18 protein-coding genes are annotated in these 20431 nt (G+C 42.8%); 8 read left to right on the forward strand and 10 right to left on the reverse strand.

Annotated elements, in window-relative coordinates:
• Positions 1-170 precede the first annotated feature (170 nt).
• From VEJY3_RS23105 to VEJY3_RS23135, 7 genes are all read right to left on the reverse strand, one after another.
• Positions 171-635 (reverse strand): Lrp/AsnC family transcriptional regulator, encoded by a 465-nt coding sequence (locus VEJY3_RS23105; RefSeq protein ID WP_014234851.1) that lies wholly within the window; start codon positions 633-635, stop codon positions 171-173.
• A gap of 267 nt (positions 636-902) precedes the next feature.
• Positions 903-1598, reverse strand: coding sequence for a GNA1162 family protein (locus VEJY3_RS23110; protein WP_014234852.1), 696 nt, complete (start codon positions 1596-1598; stop codon positions 903-905).
• Positions 1599-1600: 2 nt separating this feature from the next.
• Positions 1601-1954 carry a DUF4810 domain-containing protein gene (locus VEJY3_RS23115; protein ID WP_014234853.1) on the reverse strand — a complete coding sequence of 118 codons (354 nt, stop codon included), beginning with the start codon at positions 1952-1954 and terminating at the stop codon, positions 1601-1603.
• An 11-nt stretch (positions 1955-1965) separates the two neighbouring features.
• Positions 1966-2328 carry a hypothetical protein gene (locus VEJY3_RS23120; protein ID WP_014234854.1) on the reverse strand — a complete coding sequence of 121 codons (363 nt, stop codon included), beginning with the start codon at positions 2326-2328 and terminating at the stop codon, positions 1966-1968.
• A gap of 9 nt (positions 2329-2337) precedes the next feature.
• Entirely contained in the window at positions 2338-3330 is a 993-nt protein-coding gene (locus tag VEJY3_RS23125) for a CsgG/HfaB family protein (protein WP_014234855.1), read from the reverse strand.
• Positions 3331-3577: 247 nt separating this feature from the next.
• The gene (locus VEJY3_RS23130) at positions 3578-3982 is read right to left on the reverse strand and encodes a hypothetical protein (protein WP_014234856.1); all 405 of its coding nucleotides are present in this window, start codon (positions 3980-3982) and stop codon (positions 3578-3580) included.
• 55 nt (positions 3983-4037) lie between these two features.
• Positions 4038-5675: a BCCT family transporter gene (locus VEJY3_RS23135; RefSeq protein WP_014234857.1), complete on the reverse strand. Its 1638-nt coding sequence runs from the start codon at positions 5673-5675 to the stop codon at positions 4038-4040.
• Positions 5676-6211: 536 nt separating this feature from the next.
• Between VEJY3_RS23135 and VEJY3_RS23140 the strand changes: the two genes are divergently transcribed.
• From VEJY3_RS23140 to VEJY3_RS23155, 4 genes are all read left to right on the forward strand, one after another.
• Complete coding sequence (locus VEJY3_RS23140; RefSeq protein ID WP_014234858.1) at positions 6212-7324, forward strand: two-component system response regulator; 1113 nt, start codon at positions 6212-6214, stop codon at positions 7322-7324.
• A 36-nt stretch (positions 7325-7360) separates the two neighbouring features.
• Entirely contained in the window at positions 7361-9790 is a 2430-nt protein-coding gene (locus VEJY3_RS23145; protein WP_014234859.1) for an ATP-binding protein, read from the forward strand.
• Between the two features lie 157 nt (positions 9791-9947).
• Positions 9948-10433 (forward strand): acyl-CoA thioesterase, encoded by a 486-nt coding sequence (locus VEJY3_RS23150; protein ID WP_014234860.1) that lies wholly within the window; start codon positions 9948-9950, stop codon positions 10431-10433.
• Positions 10434-10583: 150 nt separating this feature from the next.
• The gene (locus tag VEJY3_RS23155) at positions 10584-10838 is read left to right on the forward strand and encodes a hypothetical protein (RefSeq protein ID WP_014234861.1); all 255 of its coding nucleotides are present in this window, start codon (positions 10584-10586) and stop codon (positions 10836-10838) included.
• Positions 10839-11273: 435 nt separating this feature from the next.
• Here VEJY3_RS23155 and malG read toward each other — a convergent pair whose 3' ends face one another.
• The 3 genes from malG to malE form a co-directional block, all read right to left on the reverse strand.
• On the reverse strand, positions 11274-12164 hold the full coding sequence (gene malG, locus VEJY3_RS23160) for a maltose ABC transporter permease MalG (RefSeq protein WP_014234862.1): 891 nt from the start codon (positions 12162-12164) through the stop codon (positions 11274-11276).
• A 12-nt stretch (positions 12165-12176) separates the two neighbouring features.
• Positions 12177-13751 (reverse strand): maltose ABC transporter permease MalF, encoded by a 1575-nt coding sequence (malF, locus tag VEJY3_RS23165; RefSeq protein ID WP_014234863.1) that lies wholly within the window; start codon positions 13749-13751, stop codon positions 12177-12179.
• A 79-nt stretch (positions 13752-13830) separates the two neighbouring features.
• Entirely contained in the window at positions 13831-15009 is a 1179-nt protein-coding gene (malE, locus tag VEJY3_RS23170; RefSeq protein ID WP_014234864.1) for a maltose/maltodextrin ABC transporter substrate-binding protein MalE, read from the reverse strand.
• A gap of 670 nt (positions 15010-15679) precedes the next feature.
• Here malE and malK point away from each other — a divergent pair.
• The 4 genes from malK to VEJY3_RS23190 all read left to right on the forward strand — a co-directional run bounded on the left by malK (position 15680) and on the right by VEJY3_RS23190 (position 20431).
• Entirely contained in the window at positions 15680-16798 is a 1119-nt protein-coding gene (gene malK, locus VEJY3_RS23175; RefSeq protein WP_014234865.1) for a maltose/maltodextrin ABC transporter ATP-binding protein MalK, read from the forward strand.
• Between the two features lie 461 nt (positions 16799-17259).
• The gene (locus tag VEJY3_RS23180; RefSeq protein WP_014234866.1) at positions 17260-18660 is read left to right on the forward strand and encodes an undecaprenyl-phosphate glucose phosphotransferase; all 1401 of its coding nucleotides are present in this window, start codon (positions 17260-17262) and stop codon (positions 18658-18660) included.
• Positions 18661-18670: 10 nt separating this feature from the next.
• A complete protein-coding gene (locus tag VEJY3_RS23185) occupies positions 18671-19885 on the forward strand; it encodes an outer membrane beta-barrel protein (RefSeq protein WP_014234867.1) in 1215 nt (404 codons plus the stop codon).
• 12 nt (positions 19886-19897) lie between these two features.
• Positions 19898-20431, forward strand: a complete 534-nt coding sequence (locus VEJY3_RS23190) for a polysaccharide biosynthesis/export family protein (protein WP_014234868.1) — start codon at positions 19898-19900, stop codon at positions 20429-20431.

The following is a 20431-nucleotide window of genomic DNA, read 5'->3' on the forward strand; positions in this document are numbered from 1 at the left end:
TCTATTCCTTGATCACTGTCCTCGCACAACAACATGCGTAATTTGTGCATTATTAATAACACAACAAATATATCGTGCAAGTAAAAACACAAAAATGACAATTTCATGCATAGTTTGAAAATTAATTGCACCAAACCCGCAGGGGCGAGCTATTTTGGTGCAATCATTTATCAAGATTGGAGGGTGGTGCCGTACTCTTTTACACGCTCAAGCACGACTGAAGTCTTAATATGGGAAATAAGTTGAGTAGTGAAGATGCGGTTGATCAAATCGTTTAACGTGTTCAGGTCAGCGACCAAGCACTTTATCAGATAGTCCGCATCTCCCGTGGTTTTAAAGACTTCAACAATGCACGCTTCATTATCGATAAAGTTCAAGAAGTTATGAGTTTTCTCAGCTTCGTGATTAAGCAGTTTCACCTCTATCATCGCTATCACTTCCTGCTTTAGCGCTTTTGGTGATAAGCGAGCATGATAGCCAAGTATGAGGTTATTGTTTTCTAATGTGATGCGACGGCGGGAACATTGCGATGCTGACAACCCAACCAACTCACTAAGTTCTTGATTTGTCAGACGTCCATTATCTTGCAATAACTGCAGAATTTTTACGTCGTAGTCATCCAGGTCATTGGCCATGTAAAGCTTACTCCTTTTTAGCGGCTCGTGAGTGTAACAACTCCTCACAATCTCGACTACTTTTGGGTTCGTAATTGCTGGATTTGTGAATGGAAATGACTTAAACATAAAGAATTTAGAATGTGTGCACTTTCACCAAATCACCATTATTTTGGTTTCGTGGGCAATCCCTACATCAGCTAAAATAATTTTCATTACCTTTAGGACTATATGAAGAAAGTTAAGTAAAAGAGAGAACATCTTTTACTTAACTTTTAGATTGGTTACTTAGTTTACAAAGGCATCTGATGCCGCAGTAGCCTTATCTTGAATAACGTTGTCTTTCATATCTTTACCATAACGAGGATGATACTCACCAACAGGAAGAGATTGGGTAGTAATCTCATTTACTTGTCGAGCAATTGGAATGTAATCTGTTGCAGCTGTAGCTATTGCTGTAGCAATTAGATCTACAAGTAAGCTACCACTGCTCGTACTCGTGTCCACCACAAGGTTATTTTGATACGACCATACGATTTCCGAAGTTTCTGTAGAAACCATTACGTATTTCAAGCCAACTTCCACGTTACCAGCTACAACTAAATAGTTGGTATCCCAGTTTGAGATGGTTATAAATAGCACTACATCCGCACCGAACTGGTCTCTATAACGACTGAATGGAACACCTTGAAGCTCTTTCCCATCAACAATACCTATATCTTTAAAAATGTCTGCGGTAATCGGTACAGGCAAGACATAATAGCCTTTGTTTACAAATGGCTCCGCCAGCGTTGAATTTAGGTATTCGGCAGCTTCAGCCGAAGTCGTTTCATTAATTATTGGAGCAATTAAAATCTTTTGGTGGTTGCGCTCAGCTTCGTACATTTTAGGAAAAAGTTCCTGCTTTGATTGAGTAGTGACACAGCCTGAAACCATAAAAACGAGCACCAATGCAGAACAAATGTTTACTAACTTAGTTTTCACTACTAATTTCCTTTTACAAATAGCTTTTCAACGAATGTCTTAGATTCTGGGTAAAGTTGAAGCTCCTGATTGTAAAAGTCTTTTGCTTCTTGATTATTTCCCTGCTTTTGCTTGATGTAAGCCATTTCTGCGTAGATTCCTGGAGGGCACTTAAGACCTTTCTCATCAGAAACTTTTACAATATCGGTTAGTGATGAGAAATGTTGCTCTGCAGTTTCTTTAGACGGATTTTCTAGGTACGCATAATAAGTATCTGAGTAAGTGCCCCAGTAGTAGCCCGACTCTGAGACTTGATGAGCACATCCAGTAAGAGTAATAAAAAGCATCACAACAATGGATTTATACAACTTGTGCATTCTGAGTTGTCCTATAAGTTAATGGTTATCGATTGGCCAGCAGAGAGATATATTTTCTTTCTGTATATAACATCCCCATTTGGATTTTTTAGCTCTAACAGGTTTTCTCCTATTAACGCTTTTATTTGGATAACTTCTGACTTTTGAAAGTCTGAGTTCGCAGACGTCGCGACTTTCAAGCTATTACTCAATAGGTCGCTACGAGATATTTTATGATTATCTAAAGAACCTAATGAAACGGAATATCCTACAAGCTCGTCAGAAACTATATAAATAGATTGGTTTTCTACAATACCGCTTTGATGGTTCACTACAGGTGACCCACAGGCTGAAAGTAGTAAAGCAGACATCATCAAGAAAAAACTTTTGTACATAATTTCGACCTACTTTGCGCTCACGTAATATTTGGAAAGATCTGAAGAAATTTTACCGCTGGTTAAAGATGTGAAACTGATTTGATTCCACTCATCTTCACCGTAAGTCATGTCAACAGAGAGAGTTGCTACCTTTTTTCCTGGCAATTCTACGACACCACCTGTCTGAGGGTTTTTAACTTGTTTACCACGCTTAAAAACCATTAGGTCTAAACCTTGATGCAGGCCTTGTGATTCACCACCCGCAATCAAATATGAGCCATCTTCGACTGACAAAATATAAGACCGCCAAGGTTGAGCCGTCATTTGCTGTGTTAAATTGGTTATCAATTGAGAAATTGCTTCTGACAAAGCCTTGTCGGTGAGGGATTGGTCATAGCCTGCATCAGTACCAGAACCGAATGTCTTTTTCGTAGAAGTAGTTGCTTCTCCTGCACCTTCGACTGAGTCAACAATTCGACCTGTTGAAGTATCAATTAAACGAACGTTGACTTTGGCATAAGCTTTCTGAGTCTTAGCTCGCGAAAATAGACCAGTATCGCTCTCTGTAGAACGACCAAATTCGCTTACAGAGCCGACAATAAGGTAATCAACTGCAACCCCACTATCTTGAAGGCCTTTTAGTGCCGCTTCTGAATCTACGTAATTTTTATCTTGACGTTCGAACATCAAAAACTTGCCAGTTGACGTTAATCTAGCACTGAGGATATCTGCTGCTTGCTTACCAATTCGGTCATCATTCTCATCCAGCAAAAAACTGTTAGATGCACGTGTTTCATTGGTAAAACGAGCTATTGCGACCTTTTTTTTCAAACTCATTTCCTGCACATCGATATTTTCAACGGTAGGTTTAGTCGCATCTAAAGCGGCGTATGAAGGCATCCCCATCGCTGCCATCAATAAAGTGGGAAAAAATACACTTATTTTCATCTTGTAAGCCATAAAAATTGAAAAATCTAAAACAATAACCTGATACTTTACATGCATTTCAACAAAGAGCATATAAGATCTTTTGCACATGTATAAAAAATCAATTTAACTTCAAATAATTATTTAAATGATGTTTGTTTTTTCCTGATAAGGGTGTGAAGTTCCAATTAACTACGCGTGACTAAACGGAAAAGAGACGAGGCAATTTTAAGACTGTGGGAGTTGCGGTTAAAATGCTGTAATTATTCATACCTAGAATCAATCAAATAGAGAATAAAAGCGAGTCCCACGCTCGCTTTATTAAGAGGTCACAAACAACTTACAGCGCTTCTGCCTGCTCTTCTAATTGTTTCGTGGTCTTCTGGCTAACAAACTCTTTATAAAGAGACGCTTTATCGGTTGGATCGATAGATGACACTGTTAACGCACTATTAAACAGCTTTTCAGATTCAACTTCTGGCATGACAACCAAAGCACATACCTGCTTCGCACCGTCAATTTCAACCAGTGAGATCTGCTCTACTTCACTATGATGGATTGAAGTATTCGAGACCTGTTTCGCGATCTGCTCAAAAGAAGTGCCCGCAGATTGTCCGTCTACAGAGCTGCTGATCTTTTGATAGTTTTTCTCCAGCACACTCACTTTGATATCTAAGTTTTGTGCGAGTGTATTACGAGCTAAAGAAACCGCGTGATTACGCTCAGTTGAAAGGTTTCTTAACAACGAAAAGGGGCGTACCCTCGCGGATACGCCCCTTGCTTAATGGATGAATGTGCCCTTACTTTTGGGCTCTTGGCTCGTTCATTAACCCTAAAATCAGCGAGAATGTGGCAATTAATAAGACAATTGTGAATGGGAAACCTGTCGTCACTGCCATCGCTTGCGCAGCGGCTAGTCCCCCTCCCAGCAATAATGCAATCGCCACTAAGCCTTCAAACGTACACCAAAATACGCGCTGTGGTGTCGGTGCATCGACTTTACCACCAGCTGCAATAGTGTCGATAACCAACGAACCCGAGTCCGATGATGTAATGAAGAACACCACAACCAGAATGATACCAACAAAAGAGGTAATGCTTGATAAAGGCATCACTTCCAGCATCTCAAACAACTTCAACGGAAGCTCGGCATCTTTAACGGCTTCATAACCATCATTTACAAACTGGCTAATTGCTGTTCCACCAAAGGCCGTCATCCAGAAAACACAGACTGTTGAAGGGACAATGAGTACGCAGAAAATAAATTCACGAACGGTACGTCCGCGCGATACACGTGCGATAAACATACCAACAAATGGCGACCATGAAATCCACCAAGCCCAGTAGAATGAAGTCCAGCCTTGAGAGTAGTTAACGTCTTCGCGATTAAATGGCATCGACAATGCTGGGAAGTTTTCCATATACGACAAAATGTTGTCGAAAAAGCCAGTCAAGATAAACAAGGTTGGCCCAACAATAACAATAAAGAACAGCAATAATGCCGCCAATACCATGTTAATTTCGGAAAGTCGTTTAACACCACCGTCCAATCCCGCAAGTACGGATATCAACGCAAATGCGGTGATAACAATAATCAGGACAATTTGTGTCGTGTCTGTTAGCGGAACGCCAAACAGAAAATTCAAACCAGTTGCTGCTTGAGAAGCACCATAACCCAATGAAGTAGCAAGACCAAATACTGTCGCTACTACCGCAAGAATATCAATAATGTGCCCTGGCCAGCCCCAAATACGTTCACCGAAAACCGGGTAAAAAACCGAACGCATCGTCAGCGGTAGACCTTTGTTATACGAGAATATGGCGAGACCCAATGCCAGCAAGGCGTAAATGGCCCATGGATGCAAAGCCCAGTGATAAATCGTTGCGGCCATACCCAATGACTGAGCCGCTTCGATATCACCTAAAGCACCGCCGAGAGGTGCCCAATCTGTTCGGACTCCATTTTCCAGCACAGGCCCTGCGAGCGAAGAACTGAAGTGAGACATTGGCTCCGATACACCAAAGAATACCAGCCCGATACCCATACCTGCGGCAAACAGCATTGCCAACCAGCCAGCATAACTATAGTCAGGTAAAGCCTCCGTCCCGCCTATCCTAACTTTACCCAGTGGAGAGATGGCCAAACCAATACAAACTAAAACAAATATGTTACCGGAAAGGATGAAAAACCAATCAAGGCTGGAGGTTAGCCAGGATCGCATATGGACAAAAATCGGCTCTACTTGTTCCCTGAAAATTAAGGTAGCAAATACGAATATCACAATTGCTAACCCAGAGACCGCAAACACTCGGTTATGAATATCTAAACCAAAAGGTCCAACGGATAACACGACGTTGTCCTGACCGACTTGATAATCGGTATCTATAGGGTTGGCTTTTCCGCTGTGTTTAGGAATACCACCATTATCTTTACTCATTGAATGTTCCTTTATCTTTACACAACCTAAATAGGTGAAAGGTATGGATCAATTAACAACTACTTATTAGCCATAAGTATAAGTCTTAATAAATGAAAACATCTCGAATGCGTTCAAAACCAACTGAAAAAGTCGAAAATAAACGGCATGTGTTAGACACCTAAATGCAAGCACGCAAAGCAAAAATGTGACGTATTTCAGTAACAAAGTGCTTTAAGTAACGTGTCTAAACGAGAGTATAAAAGCTCTCTTTTATACATTTCAAATATGACGATTTATGAAGTCGATAATCTATTTACGACTTATCCACTGCAGTAATGTTAGAAAGCATATCCATTTTGACTAATGATGCACCCTGTCAATTTTGGAATGGAGATCACTATAAGTTGAAGGCCATCACTATATGTAACAAAGAGTTATGATACTTTAGGTGCAACTAATATAAAAAATAATAGTGCAAGATCATTAAGTGATTATTGACACAAATATTAAGCACTAATTGGCAATTTGCCGTATTGCTGCCAAAAGGAGAACGGATGTTCGATTTTTCTTCATCCAAGCCAACGGTGTTGGTTATCGACGATATCCCTGAGAACCTCACGTTGATGTACCAATTACTTAAAGATGATTACAAAGTAAAAGGTGCAAATAGCGGTGAGCGAGGACTAGCACTTGCAGAAACCGCTAACCCCGATTTGATCTTGCTCGACATTATGATGCCGGAAATAGACGGTTATCAGGTATGTGAGAAACTAAAATCAAACCCAGCAACCAGTGATATCCCAATCATATTCCTCACAGCGAAAGCTGAAAGAGTCGATGAGCATAAAGGACTAAAACTGGGTGCCGTTGACTACATAACCAAACCGATTAACCCAGAGATCGTGAAAGCACGTGTCCACACTCATGTGTCTCTCAAAGTGGCTTCCGATATTTTAAAAGACAAGAATCAAGTGCTAGAGCAAGAAGTCGAGAGACGAACCACTGAAGCTCTGCGCCAAAAAGAACAGCTTCACGCAATTCAGGATGTTGCCTTTTATGCAATGGTATCGTTGGCTGAAACCCGCGATAACGAAACGGGTAACCACATCAAACGTACCCAAGCCTACATAAAACGGTTAGCCGAACAATTGCGAAAAAGCACGCGATATGTATCAGAACTAAACGATGAATATATTGATTTATTATATAAATCAGCGCCGCTGCACGATATCGGAAAAATAGGTATTCCAGACATTATCTTGTTGAAAGAAGGCCCGCTAACACACGATGAGTTTCAGGTGATGAAAACTCACACCACCATCGGTTATGAAGCGATTAAAAACGCAGAGAAAGTAAGCGATCAGCCAATGAAATTTTTGACTGTCGCAAAAGAGATCGCCTACTCGCATCATGAGCGCTGGGATGGTAAAGGATACCCATTAGGTCTTGCTGGAGAGCAAATTCCGTTGTCAGCCAGACTCATGGCGATAGCCGACGTCTATGATGCGCTGATCAGCAAGCGAGTTTATAAGCCTGCTTTTACTCATTTAGATGCAGTAAACATCATTTTGTCGGGCAAAGGCACTCAATTTGACCCTGCTATCATCGATGCCTTCGCTGAAATTACAGATGAACTCGATGCCATTGCTCAAGCATACACGAACTAGATAAGACAAGTACTTATAGCCGTTTCTGGGAAAAACATGAAAGACAACAAAATCACCACACAATCGTGGGTGTGGCGTTCAATGGTCAAAACCGGAATCATTCCACTTATTCTGGTGGAATCGGTTCTTATTGCCGTTTACTTGATAAGTAACCACTTTATCAGTACCGACAACATGGAATACATTTACACACAAGTAAATGAAGAATTGAAAATTTCATCGGACAGAGAAGCGGCAATCATTCGAGAAAAATTGCTCTCAATAGAAAGTTTAACAACCGTATACAGAAACGAAACCGAACGTGTTTTATCAGAAGAACACACCATTGACCGCTCTGAAAAAGATAATCTTGCCGTTAGCAAAGATGGCGTCTTGTATTCTAAACAAGATTTAGGGGGCTCCGCTTCCTTCTACTCTGGTCTAACCGCGGAGAAAGATTGGGAGAAGGTGTATAGACTTGCTCACCTCGATCCACTTATGAAACAAATCGAAAATAACAGCGAATTAGTTGCGTCAATTTATTTTAATTCCTGGGATTCATACAACCGAATCTACCCATGGTTTTCTACCGTCGCTCAGTATCCTGTTAAAATGGATATCCCTAATTACAATTTTTACTATCTGGCAAACGCTGAGAACAATCCTGACAAAAAGACAGTTTGGACAGATGTTTACATTGATCCTGCGGGTCACGGCTGGATGGCATCGGCTATCGCTCCGGTCTACAACCAAGGTTTTCTCGAAGGGGTTGTCGGGCTTGATATCAAAGTCAGTGACATTATAGAGAGCATTCAAAATCTTGTCATTCCTTGGGGCGGCTACGCTATTTTAGCGAGTAGTAACGGCACAATTATGGCTTTGCCACCACAAGGCGAACACGATTTTGGCTTGAAAGAACTCACTGAGCACAGCTACCAGCAAGCAATCACGAAAGAGATTTTTAAGCCTGACGCGTTTAACCTGTATAAACGTGATGACACCGCTGACTTGAGCATGCGTTTACTCAAGAACACCAATGGATTTATGCAGCTCAAACTGAATGGTGAAAATAAACTGCTATCGTGGTCGACCATACCAGAAACCCAGTGGCGCTTACTGATGATTGTTGGTGAGAAGGAAATGTACGCGACTTCTCGTTCGCTAGAACAAAAGTACCAAAACATTGGTTACATTCTGATCTTCGGTTTAGTGGCATTCTACACCTTGTTCTTCATCCTCATCTGGCGTTCATCTAAGAAGATGAGCGAATTTATTGCTAAGCCATTAAATCAGATCCAGAGCATGGTCAATCGAGTCGGGCTGGGTGATTTTAACTTAGCTCATGAAGGCTTCCGCTTAAAAGAGCTCAATGAAACAGCAAACGCGATCATCAACATGGGTGGCAAGTTGGATAGGCTCACTTCCGAACTGACTGAGGCAAAATTAACGGCTGAACATGCTAACCTAGCCAAGAGCCAGTTTATTTCAAATGTCAGCCATGAAATCCGCACGCCGATGAATTCGATTCTCGGGTTATCTCACATACTGTTAAGTTCGGACCTCACGTCCGAGCAAAAAGATAACCTGTTGAAAATAGATAAGTCAGGCAAGCACTTGCTGACACTGATTAACGACATTCTAGACCTTTCTAAGCTTGAAGCAAATAAGGTTGATATTGAGAAGGTCCCATTCGACATCCGAGCGACAATTCAGGATGTGCACGACCTTGTTGAGCACAAATCCAGAAAAAACAATGTTCATCTTATGACTAAAGTTGATCAGTCCATTCCTCAGGTCGTTGGCGATCAACTTCGTATTAAGCAAATCCTCCTGAACTATGTGAGTAACGCCATCAAGTTTTCTAAAGGAGGAGATGTAACCATCGCAGTCAGTGTCGTACAAAGAAGTGAAAACCATATTGACCTGCTATTTAGTGTCATGGATACGGGGATTGGTTTATCTGAGCACGATCAGGCCGTCGTATTTGACAGCTACCAGCAGGCAGACGCCTCAACGACCAGAAAATACGGAGGTACTGGCCTTGGCCTTGCGATTTCTAAGCACTTCGCAGAGTTAATGGGCGGTCATGTTGGTGTCGACAGTGAGCTAGATAAAGGGAGCAATTTCTGGTTTACCATCAAACTCGATATTGACCACTCCGGTATATCAGTAATTCCTAAGTACACAGAGCTTCCAGAACCTGTGCTTGTTGATACCACGCATCTTCAACACGAGTGTGATATCAAATCAGTCGAGGAGTTTGAGTCTAAAGTGAACCACCTGACAGCGCTTCTTGAAGAGTGCGACTTAGAGTCTGAATTTTATTATTCCAAGCATAAGTCGTGTTTTGAAAAACTTAATCCGGAACTGAGCTACGCTCTGTCTGAAGCAGTATCAACCTATCATTTTGACGACGCTCTGAAGCTAATGGAGCAAGTCAAAGTCGAGTTAAGTCAATTCAAAGAGACCATGGTTCCAAGTGAATAAAGACGTTTGCCTAGCACTAAAAAGCAGGCACTGCGACCAAACTCAGGGCCTGCTTTTTTATGTGAATTGTAGGCTCTTGACTTGGTGTCTAAAACTAGTGGTGTCGATCATTTTTTCAAGGTATGGTTGTAACAACAAATTCACAAAGGAATAACAGATGAGCAGTGGTCAAAGAGATATTACCCTTCGCTTTTTAGCAGAACCTGGCGACGTAAATTTTGGTGGTAAAGTCCACGGCGGCGCAGTAATGAAATGGATAGACTTAGCTGCTTATGCCTGCTCTGCCGCCTGGAGTGGCAAATACTGTATTACCGCTTACGCGGGTGGGATTCGATTTGTTGCACCGATCCATGTGGGTAACCTAGTTGAAGTCAGTGCAAAAGTGATTTACACCGGTCGCACCTCGATGCACATCGCCATTGATGTACAGGCGAGCGATCCCAAAGAAATGAAAAACCGTTTAACCACTCACTGTATTGTGATCATGGTTGCGGTAGACGAAGACGGCAAGCCAACAGATATTCCTAAGTGGGTTCCTGAATCCGATGAGGACAAAGCGTTAGAGCGGTCTGCCATTGCGCTGATGAACATGCGTAAAGAAATCGGCGAAGAGATGGAAGCTCACGTTAAATACCTCAAGTAACCACCTACAACGAGCGTTCAAATCTGCAGCCCCAATTGTTGTGTGAAGCAATGTCATGCTTCTGCCATTTGTTTCACACACTCTCCTGCCTTGTCATAAATCTTTCATCTTGATTTGCTTAAATCCCTGCACTAATTTGGAAATGAATGAGTGTGGATCTTGGGAACTGTAAAAACCACCTTAAGTGAAGAAACGCTGACCAATTTAAAGGCAGTCGAATATCAATGGGTAAGAACCATGTATGTCGAGGGTTACAACGAGACTGAAATCAACCATTATATTCAAACGTGTTTTGGTGGAGACGTAACCTTTGCCAACCTTTTTCGTCGTGTCGCACTGCAGCAAGAGAGCTTATATACCTTGCTCCAGTATGTAGGATGTGCGCCTTCCAGCCGTGAGTTTTGACGGCTAACCCGCCTAGCTACCCCTCTCCCCCAGCGCTTTTGCGCGATATTTTTATGTGAAGTGCTACGCAGGCCATTTCCAAGGCTCTATGTAATCCATACAAAGCCGATAGTCTTGGGCTGCATCATCAATATCTATTTACTCATTATTGGCAATAAACATCATCACCGTATTCTACGATTGTTTAAATACGTAAAGATCTGATTTTACAGACATAAAAAAACCTGAGTCTGAACTCAGGTTATGGTTACAAGAACTGTTAGTGATTGTGTCGTAAGGAACTAAGCTAACAGCCAGCTATGCGTAACGCCAATAAAAGCAAGATATTACTGATCGGCGGCCAAACCAAAAGTGTAATATCAGTGCTAAGTATAAGGGCGACCATTTGGTCGCCCTTTTCTAGTTATTCTTGTCAATCTCAAAGACCAGTTGAGATTATCCTTTCACACCACCAGCGGTTAGGCCACCAACCAACCAGCGTTGAGCAAGTAAGAATACTGCAGTGATTGGCACTGCTGATAGTACTGCAGCAGCTGCGAAATCGCCCCACAAGTAGTTCTGTGGGTATAGGTATTGCTGCATACCTACTGCTAATGTGTAAGAGTTTACATCAGAAAGTAGGAGTGACGCTACAGGAACTTCACCGATTACCATGATGAACGACAGGATAAATACTACAGCCAGGATTGGCACTGACAGTGGAAGCAATACCAAACGGAACGCTTGCCATGGTGTCGCACCATCGAGTGCTGCCGCCTCTTCCAGAGATGAATCGATACTTTCAAAGTAACCTTTAATCGTCCAAACGTGCAGGGCGATACCACCCAAGTAAGCAAAGATCAAACCACCGTGAGTATTCAAACCCAGGAACGGAATGTACTGACCAAGCTTGTCGAACAGAGCGTATAGAGCAACCAGTGCCAACACTGCCGGGAACATTTGGAAGATCATCATCGCTTTTAGGATGGTGTTCTTACCTTTAAACTTCATACGAGCAAACGCGTAAGCAGAAGTCGTCGATAGCGCTACAATCAGAACCGCAGAGATACCACCTACTTTTACCGAGTTCCATAACCACGTCATTACCGGGAATGGAGGCGGTGTTACGGTGCCGTCGGCATTAGTCACAGAGAAACCTAAAGCCAGTTTCCAGTGATCCAATGTCGGGTTATCTGGGATCAAGCTACCCGTTGCAAAGTTACCTTCACGGAATGAGATCGCGATGATCATCAGCAAAGGGAAAATGATCAGTGCCAAGAACGCCCACATTGCAATATGAGTAGCCCAAACACGATACTTTAATGACTTACCTTGTACCATTGCCATTATAATGTCTCCTTAATCTTGAGCTACTTTAGTTACACGTAGGTTTAGTAGAGCCAACGCGCCAACCAACAGGAAGATAAGTGTTGCTACCGCACTTGCCAGACCGAAGTCTTGACCACCAGCACCTTCGAATGCGATACGGTAGGTGTAGCTAACCAATAGGTCTGTGTAACCTGCAGGCTCTGAAGTACCAATCATGTTTGGACCACCACCTGTTAACAACTGGATAAGCACGAAGTTGTTGAAGTTAAACGCAAAGCTTGCAATCAACAGCGGTGTCAGCGGTTTAAGCATCATTGGTAACGTAATGCGCGTAAAGTTAGACACGAAGTTCGCACCATCGATAGCAGAAGCCTCATAAAGGTCATCAGGAATCGCTTTAAGCAGACCCATACATAGAATCATCATGTAAGGGAAACCAAGCCAAGTGTTTACAATCAAGATCATGCTTTTCGCCATGAATGGGTCAGAGAACCAAGCAGGGCTAATACCAAACAGACCTTCAAGTAGCATGTTGATCTCACCAAAGCTTTGGTTAAACAAACCTTTAAAGATCAGGATAGAAATAAACGCTGGAACCGCATAAGGCAGAATAAGTAGAAGTCGGTAAACAGAGCGGCCTTTTAGCTCTTCCCACTGAACCACACTCGCCAAAACCAAACCGATGATTAGAGTAAATAGTACGGTTAGTGCAGAGAAAACAATCGTCCAGATAAAGATGCTAATAAATGGTTCTTTGATACCGTCATCTTTCCAAACTCGTTCAAAGTTATGGCTACCAATGCCAACCACAAAACCCGGTGATACGGTACTGCCGACAAACTGACCATTTTCATCAATCGGCTGGTAGTAACCCGTTTCCATGTTTGGCAGGAGGGTTTCTTGAGTACGGTTGTTAAATAGTGCCTCACCATCCTCTTGTAGCGTGTACAAAGGTACAACCGCTGCGAACTTACGCAGACCGCTCATACGGATGTCATCACCGCTTGGCAGATGAAGGTCAACACTACTTAGTGCGTCGCGATTACTCACGATGGTTTTGATTTGCTCTTTCTCACCAGTCACTTCTTGGATTGGTGCAAGATCTAAATCCGTTGCAGAGAAACCTTGTAGTTGGAAAGTCGGCGTAGCCAGTAACTCGCCATCTTTATCAATGACAATTTGATGGCCCTGTTCAGTTTTGTATAACGTGAACGGATAGCTATCACCACTTTGATACGTCCTGTCCAAAAGTACAGTTTGGGCTCGCTCGAAAGAGAGCTGGTTTTTCGCGCTGTAGTTAGTAAATGCCAGACCTACGGTATATGCCAATGGGAAAAGAATGAACAAAATCATCCCTGCAATACCAGGATAGATGTAACGGTGAGCGTAAGTCTTTTTACTACCAAAAATGTACAGTGCTAAAGCAGTAAGAATAATCGTAAGAAGTGCAAACGCAATCTCACCGCGCGAATACATAAGAATTGTTGCGTAACCATTAAGAATGCCGACTGTGCCTAAAAGCGCCCATTTAATAAACACTTTTTTGCTGCTCGGAAGGTTGGCTGCTGGTGCTGTCATAGCTTTTGTACCTTGAACTGACTGCATAGGGAACCTGCTAGCGAATATAGAATAAGTATAGAAAAGTAAGGAGGAGTTACCCCCTCCTTAAAAAGGTATTACAGAATTATTTAGTCATTTGTTTTTCTGCATCAGCAAGCGCTGCATCTACAGTTTGACGACCGTCAACAACGTTGATGATTGCGTTCTTAGCCGCACCCCAGAATGCATTCATTTGAGGGATGTTTGGCATGATTTCGCCGTTCATTGCGTTATCCATTGTTGCCGCGATTCGTGCATCAGAATCTAGCTCACGTTGGAATGAGTTAAGTGCTACCGCGCCCAATGGCTTGTCATCATTAACTTTACGCAGACCGTCGTTAGTTAGCAGGTAGTTTTCTAGGAATTCTACCGCTAGGTCTTTGTTTGGTGACGCAGTGCTGATACCTGCTGTTAGAACACCAACGAATGGCTTAGAAGACTGACCTTGGAATTTAGGTAGTGTAGTTACACCGTAGTTGATGCCAGACTTCTCGATGTTGCCCCAAGACCACGGACCGTTGATAGTCATCGCAGTTTCACCTTGGTTAAACGCAGACTCAGATACTGAGTAATCCATATCTGCAGAAATTACGCCTTTGTCTACAAGACCTTTAACGAAAGACATAGAATCTTTCACACCTTGCTTAGCGATACCCGCGTCTTTAACGTCGTAGCCTTCAGAAGTGTATTTGAACGCGTAACCGCCATCAGCAGCCATTAATGGCCAAGTGAAGTACGGTTCTTTTAGGTTCCACATGATTGCAGATTTGCCGTCTTTCTTAAGTTTCGCGTCAAGCTCTGCAACTTCTTCCCAGCTCTTAGGTGGGTTAGGAACAAGATCTTTGTTGTAAATTAGAGATAGAGACTCAACCGCTACAGGGTAGCCGATAAGTTTGCCGTCGTAACGCACTGCATCCCATGCGAAATCAACGATGCCTTCCTGAATTTCTTTAGAAGGTTTGATTTCTGCCAAAAGACCAGCTTCTGCGTAACCACCAAAACGGTCGTGAGCCCAGAATACGATATCAGGACCGTCACCAGTCGCTGCTGTTTGTGGGAATCTATCTTGAAGGCCATCAGGGTGAGCCACTGTTACTTTAATACCAGTGTCTTCTTCAAACTTCTTACCAACTTCAGCAAGGCCGTTGTAACCTTTGTCGCCATTGATCCAGATAGTTAGTTGTCCTTCTTCGATGGCAGCATGAGCACCAAATGACCCCAAAGCAACAAGAGTACCTAGTGCTACAGCGCTTAACTTTTTCATGTTCGTATCCTTTGTTATATTTTTGATGTAGGGCTAGTCCATTGAGGTTCAGCCGTATTTCGACATATATCATCTGAAATAATCCAGTATGTCTCATCCTCCTAATCCCTACGCCCTATCAATTATGGCGTATTTTCGTGATCTATATCGTCAAGCATAGGAGACCCAAATCACAAAAAGGGCTTTTGTCGTGATCCACTTCAACTTTAGGTGGTGTGATAATGTGATTTCCGCCCAACTCCTTCATTACTCCTCCTTTTTTACTCCTCCCCGTCTACTCCCCCCACAATTATTTCGATTAGGAGGATGTGACAAAAGGAACAATCTTAGAAACTGCACCCATCCAAGAGTGGATGGTAAGAACCCTTTCCCAGCTATACCTATTAGTTAGGTGAAAATAGGCTGGTTTTGCATTGCCATACGAGTGGAATGTCATTGATTGGTGTTGTTTGTGGTTATTTTTTCACGGGGGAGACAACGCTATTAATGTGGGGGAGAGAAACTCGTACTTGGCTGTGACGGGTAGCACTTCTTAGGACAATTTATTGAAGTGCTACCCTACTTTTCTTATCAACCACCTTTACTTACCGATTCCTACTGTTACTGCTCGCTAGATAATTCATATAATGATGAGTGGTGAAAAATAAAAATTTGATCGAGGACGAGCTAAATGGCGAGTGTCACGTTAAAAAATGTTTGTAAAGCGTATGGCGACGTATTGATTTCTAAAAACGTAGATCTGGAAATTAACGAAGGTGAATTCGTTGTTTTCGTAGGTCCATCAGGTTGTGGTAAATCTACCCTTCTACGTTGTATTGCCGGTCTAGAAGACATTACTTCAGGTGATTTATATATTGGTGACGAGCGCATGAATGACGTTGAACCATCCAAACGTGGTGTTGGTATGGTATTCCAGTCTTATGCTCTATACCCACACTTAAACCTTTATGACAACATGTCATTCGGTCTTAAGCTGGCTAAAGCAGACAAAGCTGAGATTGACAAACGTGTTGAACACGCAGCAGAAATCCTACAGCTAGGTCACCTGCTTGAACGTCAACCTAAAGCACTTTCAGGCGGTCAACGCCAACGTGTAGCGATTGGTCGAACTCTGGTTTCACAGCCAAACGTATTCCTGTTGGATGAGCCTCTGTCTAACCTTGACGCGGCACTGCGTGTAAACATGCGTTCTCAAATCACTAAACTACAGCGCCAGCTGGGTTGTACGATGATTTACGTAACGCACGACCAGGTAGAAGCGATGACAATGGCAGATAAGATCGTCGTTTTGGATGGTGGTTATGTTTCTCAGGTTGGTAAGCCACTGGAGCTATACCATTACCCACAAAACCGCTTCGTTGCAGGCTTTATCGGTTCTCCAAAAATGAACTTCATGAGTGTATTTATTGAAGAAGCCGAAGCAGAACGCGTAAAAGTTCAGCTATCTAACGGCGTATCATTCTGGATTCCTGTTGACGGCACAACTGTTAACCGCGGTGACCGTATGTCTTTGGGTATCCGTCCAGAGCACTTACTATCCGCTTCTGAAGCAGATGCAAGCATTCACGGTGAAGTGATGATTGTGGAGAAGCTAGGTAACGAAACTCAGGTATACCTAAACCTTGAAGGTGCAGATGCTGACGTTATTTTCCGTCAACCAGATACGCTAGCTGTCGACCTGGGTGATAAATTGGAAATTGGTATCCCGGCACACCGTTGTCACCTATTCCACAGCGATGGTCGCGCATGTCGTCGCCTATTTAAAGAGAATGGCGTAGACGTCGAATAATTAGTTCACCTCTAATTACTAAAAATCCCTCTCCTCAATCGAGAGGGATTTTTATATCCGGCCAATAAAGCAAAAATATTCATCAAAACCACTCATAGCAATACGTCTAATTAAAAATAACCACAACTAATCCATTATTTTTCTGCTCAAAAGCTAGTTCATTAGGCCACTAGCTATATAAACCTTAGTCTAAATTTTCAGTCTACTTTCATCATACTTTTACTCATCCCTTGCTTCTAAGTACCAGCTTTATCCTAAATAAGAAGCTGAGCACCAAGTTTAAATTTCATTCTTAATTCCACTTACCTTTGCGCAACGAATTTTTAAACTTACTACCGAATTTAAGTGTTTTCGCAGTACAAAAGTTCGTTGAAAAATCTGTTCACTAATTAAAACGTTTACGGCACAACCTCTGGACAATAACTCCATTGGCGGTAGCGTGTCAGAAGGGAATCTAGGTAATGAAATACAAAGGACTTATTCGTTCTCATGAAGCAGAGTTCGCTTTTTTATATCGCATCGCCGATCTTACCGTCATTGTCTTCTTTATGCTGTTTCTGGTATTCAGAGGAACGCATACCACAATGGACAAGGACTACGTCATACTCTCATTTGTCGCTGGCATCTCATTTTTGTTGATGGCTGAGAGCGGCAACCTTTATCGCTCGTGGCGTACCAGCTCATTTAAAGCACAAGCATTCATCACCTGTATGTCGTGGCTGATAACCATCACATTGCTGTTTGCGGTTATTTATTTTTCTGAAGTGTATCCATTGTTTGATCGCAGCATTTTAGGATTTTGGGTGATCATTACACCGCTTTTACTTTTAACGTGGAGACTGGCCTTCCGCACGGGCTTAGCGTATTTGCGAACAATGGGTTTAAACACTCGTACAGCCATCATTATCGGTCAAACCCCACACGGTATTACCCTAGCGAACGAAATACAATCTCATACCGAGCATGGTGTCTTGTTTGATGGTTTCTACGACGAACGCTCCAAAGACAGACTCCCTCACTCCCAATACCCAATAAAAGGTCCTGTTGACCAAGCACTAGAACGCGCTAAAAAGGGCGACGTTGATTATGTTTATATCGCGATGCCAATGCATGCGAATGAGCGTATCGCATCGCTTCTTAATCAGTTCTCCGACACCACCGCGAACACATACCTCATACCAGATTTCTTTACCTATAACTTGTTGCATTCTCGCTGGGATCAAATCGGGCAGGTTCAGACTCTCAGCGTTTTCGACACGCCTTTCGCTGGTGTTTCATCCTGGATAAAACGTCTTGAAGATATCATTTTCTCAAGTCTGATCTTGCTCTTAATCTCGCCAATACTCATTGCGATAGCTATCGGCATCAAAGCAACGTCCAAAGGACCAGTCATCTTTAAGCAGCACCGCTATGGTTTGGATGGTCGCAAAATTGCCGTTTGGAAATTCCGTTCCATGACCACCATGGATCAAGGTAGCCACATTAAACAGGCAACAAAAAACGACCCTCGAATTACCCCGTTTGGTGGGTTTCTACGCCGCACATCACTCGACGAGTTGCCGCAGTTTTTTAACGTATTGCAAGGCACCATGTCCATCGTAGGACCGCGTCCTCACGCCGTTGCCCACAACGAAGAGTATCGTCAAATTGTCGACCGTTACATGCTGCGACATAAAGTAAAACCCGGCATTACTGGCTGGGCTCAAATTAACGGTTACCGAGGCGAAACCGATACTCTCGATAAAATGGAAAAACGCGTCGAGTTTGATTTGGAATACATCCACCAATGGTCGGTATGGATGGATATAAAAATCATATTCCTGACCGTATTTAAAGGATTCACCGGCGCTAACGCTTACTAAGGTAGAGACGATGAAGACGGCAACTCCAATCATTTCGCTACTCTTTTTGCCAATGTTCACTTTGGCAGAACCAATGGCGTATACAACCAGCTCAGGTATTGAATTTATTCCGCAAGTGAAAGCCTTTTATGAAGGCGACGACAACGTGAATAAAGACGAAGAGAACGCGAAGTCCATTAATACTTGGGGAGTAGAGCCAAGCCTGCTTGCCCGAATCGAGCGAAATCAATATCGCGCTAACCTTATGTACAAATTGAAATCGGGCTTCTCATCGGATGACAGTAATGATTACGATGATCATACCTTTCAATTCACCAATTTCTTTGAATTTAACCACCGGAATCGTCTGGTCGTCGATTATCAATTCCGTGCCCAGCATGAATTGAGAGGTGAAAACATCACAGAAGGCAATGGTGACGCGGTTGACTCGCCAATTAGATTCCACCGTAACGATCTAAAAACCAATTACATTTTTGGTTCCGAGGGGGCCAAAGGACGTTTCGAGTTCGGTATCAACTTTAGCGACAAAACCTACCAAAACTATCGCGACGGCTTAACGTTCGCACCAAATGCGAAAACAAAATACAACGACTTTAGAGCACCCAGTGCTCACGCTGAGTTTTATTTGCGAGCAACGCCAAGAACTTACTGGTTGATAGGCAGCAGACAAATTCAAACCGATTATCAGCACAGCAACCCAGCCATGGCACCCAGAGACAGTACAGCGGGCTTTTACTATACCGGGGCACAGTGGGAAGTAACCGGAAAAACACAGGGTATTGCTCGACTTGGCTACCAAATAAAAGACTTTGATAGCAATGAGCGAGAAACTTTTAAAGGCTTCAGTTGGGATATCGGCTTCGAGTGGTTACCTCAAGAGCAAACGCTGATTACGGTAAAAACAACTCAAGCTGCGGTGAATCCAGATCAAGATGGCGACTACAACCTGCAAACACGCTATCGAATTGATTTTAAGCATGACTGGAATAGCTACCTCGCCACAGAGTTAGGATTCCTATACCAAGAAGATGACTACACCGGGGAGCTTCCGGGAATGACTTCAAGAGATAGCGAACGTTACTCGCTGTCTGCCGGTATCGACTATCAAATCAAACGTTGGATTCTACTGCAGGCCAACTGGCAATACCAAGATAAAACGTCAGACCGAACAGGCTATAGCTTCCAACAGAATGTTTGGACACTAAGCACTCAATTTTCGCTGTAAAAAGGATTTTTAATGAACCCATTAACGACGCTTATTAGCCTGGTTTTATTGCTATTTAGCACGTTCGCCACGGCTACAACGAATGAACAAGACTACCTACTTGATACCGGGGATACCATTTCGATACAAGTTTATGGCGAAGAAGATTTGTCGATTTTGAACATACAGATCACGTCTGACGGCTACTTTGATTACCCTTATCTCGGCAGAATTAAAGCGATCCAGAAAACGCCAAAACAGATTAAAGATGAAATTGAAACCGGACTTAAAGGCGATTACCTGATAGATCCAAAAGTCATGGTTACGATCAATAACTTCCGCCTTTTCTACGTCAATGGCGAAGTACGTAAACCCGGTGGTTTTGAGTATCGTCCGGGGCTGACGATAGAAAAAGCGATCGCTCTCGCGGGTGGGCTCACTGACAGAGCATCACGCAAGGGAATTAACCTCACCAAACACAAAACCGGTAAAACGGTAGAAAATGTCGATATGCACCTGAATGTTGAGCCTGGTGACATTGTATTTATTGATCAAAGCTTCTTCTAA

The organism is Vibrio sp. EJY3 (assembly GCF_000241385.1).
Classification (GTDB): Bacteria; Pseudomonadota; Gammaproteobacteria; order Enterobacterales; family Vibrionaceae; genus Vibrio; species Vibrio natriegens.

Excerpts from the sequence above, each read along its gene's own strand:
- VEJY3_RS23180 (WP_014234866.1), top strand. The coding sequence starts at position 17,260 with ATGAAATACAAAGGACTTATTCGTTCTCATGAAGCAGAGTTCGCTTTT.
- VEJY3_RS23185 (WP_014234867.1), top strand. The coding sequence starts at position 18,671 with ATGAAGACGGCAACTCCAATCATTTCGCTACTCTTTTTGCCAATGTTC.
- malG (WP_014234862.1), bottom strand. The coding sequence starts at position 12,164 with ATGGCAATGGTACAAGGTAAGTCATTAAAGTATCGTGTTTGGGCTACT.
- VEJY3_RS23115 (WP_014234853.1), bottom strand. The coding sequence starts at position 1,954 with ATGCACAAGTTGTATAAATCCATTGTTGTGATGCTTTTTATTACTCTT.
- VEJY3_RS23105 (WP_014234851.1), bottom strand. The coding sequence starts at position 635 with ATGGCCAATGACCTGGATGACTACGACGTAAAAATTCTGCAGTTATTG.
- VEJY3_RS23150 (WP_014234860.1), top strand. The coding sequence starts at position 9,948 with ATGAGCAGTGGTCAAAGAGATATTACCCTTCGCTTTTTAGCAGAACCT.
- VEJY3_RS23145 (WP_014234859.1), top strand. The coding sequence starts at position 7,361 with ATGAAAGACAACAAAATCACCACACAATCGTGGGTGTGGCGTTCAATG.
- VEJY3_RS23135 (WP_014234857.1), bottom strand. The coding sequence starts at position 5,675 with ATGAGTAAAGATAATGGTGGTATTCCTAAACACAGCGGAAAAGCCAAC.
- VEJY3_RS23190 (WP_014234868.1), top strand. The coding sequence starts at position 19,898 with ATGAACCCATTAACGACGCTTATTAGCCTGGTTTTATTGCTATTTAGC.
- VEJY3_RS23125 (WP_014234855.1), bottom strand. The coding sequence starts at position 3,330 with ATGCTCTTTGTTGAAATGCATGTAAAGTATCAGGTTATTGTTTTAGAT.
- malK (WP_014234865.1), top strand. The coding sequence starts at position 15,680 with ATGGCGAGTGTCACGTTAAAAAATGTTTGTAAAGCGTATGGCGACGTA.
- malF (WP_014234863.1), bottom strand. The coding sequence starts at position 13,751 with ATGCAGTCAGTTCAAGGTACAAAAGCTATGACAGCACCAGCAGCCAAC.
- VEJY3_RS23140 (WP_014234858.1), top strand. The coding sequence starts at position 6,212 with ATGTTCGATTTTTCTTCATCCAAGCCAACGGTGTTGGTTATCGACGAT.
- VEJY3_RS23120 (WP_014234854.1), bottom strand. The coding sequence starts at position 2,328 with ATGTACAAAAGTTTTTTCTTGATGATGTCTGCTTTACTACTTTCAGCC.
- malE (WP_014234864.1), bottom strand. The coding sequence starts at position 15,009 with ATGAAAAAGTTAAGCGCTGTAGCACTAGGTACTCTTGTTGCTTTGGGG.